We start from the raw sequence: 5,532 nt of genomic DNA, 5'->3' as shown, positions 1-5,532 counted from the left end.
CTGGTGTTCATTCTGATCGCTGTGATGTTCGGCAGCGGCCTGCTCTGGCTTAGCGGCCTGGGCATTGTTCTGCAGTGGGCGTGGGCTGTGTTCCACATCCTGATCATCACCCTGCAGGCCTTCATCTTCATGATGTTGACCATCGTCTACCTGTCGATGGCGCACGAAGAGAACCATTAAGACCAGTCTCGACTAGTCTGATGTCCTTCCCGGTAACACGGGAAGGTGGCCCAACAGGGCTATGAAACGATTTGTTTTACCGCTTTAAAATCTAAAAAACCTAAACCATACGACGTAAAAGTCGGGAGGAAAGATGGAAACTGTAGTTGGTCTAACCGCTATCGCTGTTGCACTGTTGATCGGCCTGGGCGCCCTGGGTACTGCCATTGGTTTCGGCCTGCTGGGCGGCAAATTCCTGGAAGGCGCAGCGCGTCAGCCAGAAATGGTTCCAATGCTGCAAGTTAAAATGTTCATCGTTGCCGGCCTGCTCGACGCCGTGACCATGATCGGTGTTGGTATCGCTCTGTTCTTCACCTTCGCGAACCCCTTCGTTGGTCAACTCGCCGGTTAATCACTCGTTTTTTCGAGTGATTGGTGTGTTGTGCAACGAACGAGCGAGGTATTGGCGTGAACATTAATGCAACCATTATTGGTCAGTCCTTAGCGTTCTTGATTTTTGTCGTTTTCTGCATGAAGTTCGTATGGCCTCCGGTCATCGCAGCTCTGCACGAACGTCAGAAGAAGATCGCGGATGGACTGGACGCTGCAGCACGAGCAGCTCGCGACCTGGAGTTGGCCCAAGATAAAGCGGGTCAACAACTGCGCGAAGCGAAAGCTCAGGCAGCCGAAATCATTGAGCAAGCCAAGAAACGCGGTAACCAGATTGTTGAAGAGGCTGTTGAAAAAGCCCGTATCGACGCTGACCGTGTGAAGGTTCAGGCTCAGGCCGAGATCGAGCAGGAACTGAATGGTGTCAAAGATGCGCTGCGTGCCCAATTGGGTGCTCTGGCCGTCGGCGGTGCTGAGAAGATCCTGGGTGCCACAATCGATCAAAACGCGCACGCGGAGCTGGTTAACAAACTGGCTGCTGAAATTTAAGCGAGGGCGATCATGGCAGAATTGACCACGTTGGCCCGACCTTACGCTAAGGCAGCCTTCGAGCACGCCCAGGCCCACCAGCAGCTGGCCTCTTGGTCAGCCATGCTCGGCCTGGCTGCAGCAGTGTCGCAAGACGACACCATGCAGCGCGTGCTCAAGGCCCCGCGACTGACGAGCGCAGACAAGGCCGCCACTTTTATTGAAGTGTGCGGCGACAAGTTTGATGTGAAAGTGCAGAACTTCATCCACGTCGTTGCCGAAAACGACCGTCTCCTGCTTCTGCCGGAGATCGCCGCTCAGTTCGACCTGTACAAGGCCGAGCAAGAGAAGTCGGTAGACGTTGAAGTGACTAGTGCTTTCGCATTGGACCAAGAACAGCAAGACAAACTCGCCAAGGTTCTCAGTGCACGACTCGACCGGGAAGTGCGCCTGCAAGTTGCGGAAGACAAGTCCCTCATTGGGGGCATTGTCATTCGCGCCGGCGACCTGGTTATCGATGGCTCGATTCGCGGCAAACTCGCGAATCTTGCCGAAGCATTGAAATCTTGAGTTTGAAGGGGCAGCAGAGCAATGCAGCAACTCAATCCTTCCGAAATAAGTGAAATTATCAAGGGCCGCATCGACAAGCTCGATGTGACCTCCCAAGCCCGTAACGAAGGCACTGTCGTCAGCGTATCTGACGGTATCGTGCGGATTCACGGTCTGGCCGACGTAATGTCCGGCGAGATGATCGAGTTTCCGGGCGGCGTCTTCGGTATGGCCCTCAACCTGGAGCAGGACTCCGTAGGTGCCGTTATCCTGGGCGCATACCAGTCTCTGGCTGAAGGCATGAGCGCCAAGTGCACCGGCCGCATCCTGGAAGTTCCGGTTGGTAAGGAACTGCTGGGTCGCGTAGTCGACGCACTGGGTAACCCTGTTGACGGCAAAGGTCCACTGGGCAATACCGAGACCGACGCGGTCGAGAAAGTTGCTCCAGGCGTGATCTGGCGTAAGTCGGTAGACCAGCCTGTACAGACTGGCTACAAGGCTGTCGATGCCATGATCCCTGTCGGCCGTGGCCAGCGTGAGCTGATCATCGGCGACCGTCAGATCGGTAAAACCGCTCTGGCCATCGACGCGATCATCAACCAGAAAGACAGCGGCATTTTCTGCGTCTACGTAGCCATCGGTCAGAAACAATCGACCATCGCCAACGTGGTTCGCAAGCTGGAAGAAAACGGCGCACTGAAAAACACGATCATCGTGGCTGCCAGTGCTTCCGAATCGCCTGCGCTGCAGTACCTGGCTCCTTACGCCGGTTGCACCATGGGTGAATTCTTCCGCGACCGCGGTGAAGACGCGCTGATCGTTTATGACGATCTGTCCAAGCAAGCAGTGGCTTACCGCCAGATTTCCCTGCTGCTGCGCCGTCCACCAGGCCGTGAAGCATACCCAGGTGACGTGTTCTATCTCCACTCCCGTCTGCTGGAGCGCGCATCCCGCGTTTCTGAAGAGTACGTAGAGAAGTTCACCAACGGCGCAGTGACCGGCAAAACCGGTTCCCTGACCGCACTGCCGATCATCGAAACCCAGGCTGGCGACGTTTCCGCGTTCGTTCCGACCAACGTGATTTCCATCACCGACGGTCAGATCTTCCTGGAATCGGCCATGTTCAACTCGGGCATCCGCCCTGCAGTGAACGCCGGTGTTTCGGTATCCCGTGTGGGTGGTGCCGCTCAGACCAAGATCATCAAGAAGCTCTCCGGTGGTATCCGTACCGCTCTGGCTCAGTACCGTGAACTGGCGGCATTCGCCCAGTTCGCTTCTGATCTGGACGAAGCGACCCGTAAGCAACTTGAGCATGGTCAGCGCGTTACCGAGCTGATGAAGCAGAAGCAATACGCCCCAATGTCGATCGCTGACATGGCGTTGTCGCTGTATGCCGCTGAGCGTGGGTTCCTGACTGACGTCGAAATCACCAAGGTTGGCAGCTTTGAACAAGCGCTGATTGCTTACTTCAACCGCGATCATGCCGACTTGTTGGCCAAGATCAACGTGAAGGGTGACTTCAATGACGAGATCGACGCTGGCCTGAAAGCCGGTATCGAGAAGTTCAAGGCCACCCAAACCTGGTAAGCCGCAGCGGGAGCCGCAAGGCTCCCGCTTGCTAACCTGATAGGTGTTACATGGCAGGCGCAAAAGAGATTCGCAGTAAGATTGCGAGCATCAAAAGCACGCAAAAAATTACCAGCGCCATGGAAAAAGTGGCGGTCAGCAAAATGCGCAAGGCACAAATGCGCATGGCTGCTAGCCGTCCTTATGCGGAGCGTATCCGCCAGGTAATTGGGCATCTGGCCAACGCCAACCCGGAATACCGCCACCCATTCATGATCGACCGCGAAGTTAAGCGCGTTGGTTATGTGGTTGTGAGCAGTGACCGTGGTTTGTGCGGTGGTTTGAATACCAACCTGTTCAAGGCCCTGGTCAAGGACATGGCGGTAAACCGCGAAAAAGGCGTCGAGATCGATCTGTGTGTTGTTGGTAGCAAGGGTGCGGCCTTTTTCCGCAACTTCGGCGGTAACGTCGTTGCAGCTATCAGCCACCTGGGTGAAGAGCCGTCGATCAATGATTTGATCGGCAGTGTGAAGGTGATGCTGGATGCATACCTGGAAGGCCGGATTGACCGCCTCTCCGTGGTATCCAACAAGTTCATCAACACCATGACCCAGCAGCCAACCGTGGAGCAATTGATTCCACTGGTGGCGACTCCGGATCAGGAACTCAAGCACCACTGGGACTACCTCTACGAACCAGACGCCAAAGAGCTGCTTGACGGCTTGATGGTGCGCTACGTGGAGTCGCAGGTGTACCAGGCGGTGGTCGAGAACAACGCAGCTGAACAAGCGGCGCGGATGATCGCGATGAAAAACGCTACCGATAACGCCGGTGATCTGATCAGCGATTTGCAGCTGATCTACAACAAGGCGCGTCAGGCTGCGATCACCCAAGAGATCTCGGAAATCGTCGGCGGCGCTGCCGCGGTTTAACGGTTCAAATATTCAGAGGATCCAGCTATGAGTAGCGGACGTATCGTTCAAATCATCGGCGCCGTTATCGACGTGGAATTTCCACGCGACAGCGTACCGAGCATCTACAACGCGCTGAAAGTACAAGGCGCGGACACTACTCTGGAAGTTCAGCAGCAGCTGGGCGACGGCGTAGTTCGTACCATTGCGATGGGTTCCACCGAAGGCTTGAAGCGCGGTCTGGACGTTGTCGACTCTGGCGCAGCCATCTCCGTACCGGTCGGTAAAGCGACCCTGGGCCGGATCATGGACGTACTGGGCAACCCGATTGACGAAGCTGGTCCGATCGACACCGAAGAGCGTTGGGGCATTCACCGTCCAGCACCTTCGTTCGCGGAACAAGCTGGCGGCAACGACCTGCTGGAAACCGGCATCAAGGTTATCGACCTGGTTTGCCCGTTCGCCAAGGGCGGTAAAGTCGGTCTGTTCGGTGGTGCCGGTGTAGGCAAGACCGTAAACATGATGGAACTGATCCGTAACATCGCCATCGAGCACAGCGGTTATTCCGTGTTCGCCGGTGTGGGTGAGCGTACTCGTGAGGGTAACGACTTCTACCACGAGATGAAGGACTCCAACGTTCTGGACAAAGTGGCACTGGTTTACGGTCAGATGAACGAGCCGCCGGGAAACCGTCTGCGCGTAGCACTGACTGGCCTGACCATGGCCGAGAAGTTCCGTGACGAAGGTAACGACGTTCTGCTGTTCGTCGACAACATCTACCGTTACACCTTGGCCGGTACTGAAGTATCCGCACTGCTGGGCCGTATGCCTTCTGCAGTAGGTTACCAGCCGACCCTGGCCGAAGAGATGGGCGTTCTGCAAGAACGTATCACTTCGACCAAGGAAGGTTCGATCACCTCGATCCAAGCGGTATACGTACCTGCGGATGACTTGACCGACCCGTCGCCAGCGACCACCTTCGCCCACTTGGACGCCACCGTCGTACTGTCCCGTGACATCGCTTCCCTGGGTATCTACCCAGCGGTCGATCCACTCGACTCGACTTCGCGCCAGCTGGACCCGAACGTGATCGGCCAGGAGCACTACGACACCGCTCGCGGCGTTCAGTACGTGCTGCAGCGTTACAAAGAACTGAAGGACATCATTGCGATCCTGGGTATGGACGAGCTGTCGGAAGCCGACAAGCAGTTGGTAAACCGTGCTCGTAAGATCCAGCGTTTCTTGTCGCAGCCGTTCTTCGTGGCTGAAGTCTTCACCGGTGCCTCGGGTAAATACGTTTCCCTGAAAGACACCATTGCTGGCTTCAAAGGCATCCTCAACGGTGACTACGACCACCTGCCAGAACAAGCGTTCTACATGGTCGGCGGCATCGAAGAAGCGATCGAGAAAGCCAAGAAACTGTAATCCA

The 5,532-nt window shown here is 56.1% G+C and carries 7 protein-coding genes; all 7 read left to right on the top strand.

Annotated features, from left to right (window positions below; all coding sequences use genetic code 11):
• Positions 1-180, top strand: a 180-nt coding sequence (locus tag CFE47_RS31610; RefSeq protein ID WP_286843133.1) for a F0F1 ATP synthase subunit A, incomplete at its 5' end; no start/stop codon positions are given.
• Between the two features lie 133 nt (positions 181-313).
• Positions 314-571 carry a F0F1 ATP synthase subunit C gene (atpE, locus tag CFE47_RS31605; protein WP_002555987.1) on the top strand — a complete coding sequence of 86 codons (258 nt, stop codon included), beginning with the start codon at positions 314-316 and terminating at the stop codon, positions 569-571.
• A 56-nt stretch (positions 572-627) separates the two neighbouring features.
• A complete protein-coding gene (locus tag CFE47_RS31600; RefSeq protein WP_008439543.1) occupies positions 628-1,098 on the top strand; it encodes a F0F1 ATP synthase subunit B in 471 nt (156 codons plus the stop codon).
• 12 nt (positions 1,099-1,110) lie between these two features.
• Positions 1,111-1,647, top strand: a complete 537-nt coding sequence (locus tag CFE47_RS31595) for a F0F1 ATP synthase subunit delta (RefSeq protein ID WP_185709608.1) — start codon at positions 1,111-1,113, stop codon at positions 1,645-1,647.
• Between the two features lie 21 nt (positions 1,648-1,668).
• Entirely contained in the window at positions 1,669-3,213 is a 1,545-nt protein-coding gene (gene atpA, locus CFE47_RS31590; RefSeq protein WP_185709607.1) for a F0F1 ATP synthase subunit alpha, read from the top strand.
• Positions 3,214-3,263: 50 nt separating this feature from the next.
• Complete coding sequence (atpG, locus tag CFE47_RS31585) at positions 3,264-4,124, top strand: F0F1 ATP synthase subunit gamma (RefSeq protein ID WP_010207685.1); 861 nt, start codon at positions 3,264-3,266, stop codon at positions 4,122-4,124.
• 27 nt (positions 4,125-4,151) lie between these two features.
• Positions 4,152-5,528, top strand: a complete 1,377-nt coding sequence (atpD, locus tag CFE47_RS31580; RefSeq protein WP_010207684.1) for a F0F1 ATP synthase subunit beta — start codon at positions 4,152-4,154, stop codon at positions 5,526-5,528.
• The last annotated feature ends 4 nt before the right edge of the window (positions 5,529-5,532 follow it).

The organism is Pseudomonas sp. PGPPP1, assembly GCF_002255865.1.
Lineage (GTDB): Bacteria > Pseudomonadota > Gammaproteobacteria > Pseudomonadales > Pseudomonadaceae > Aquipseudomonas > Aquipseudomonas cremoris.
This window is presented reverse-complemented; position numbering and strand designations above follow the sequence as displayed.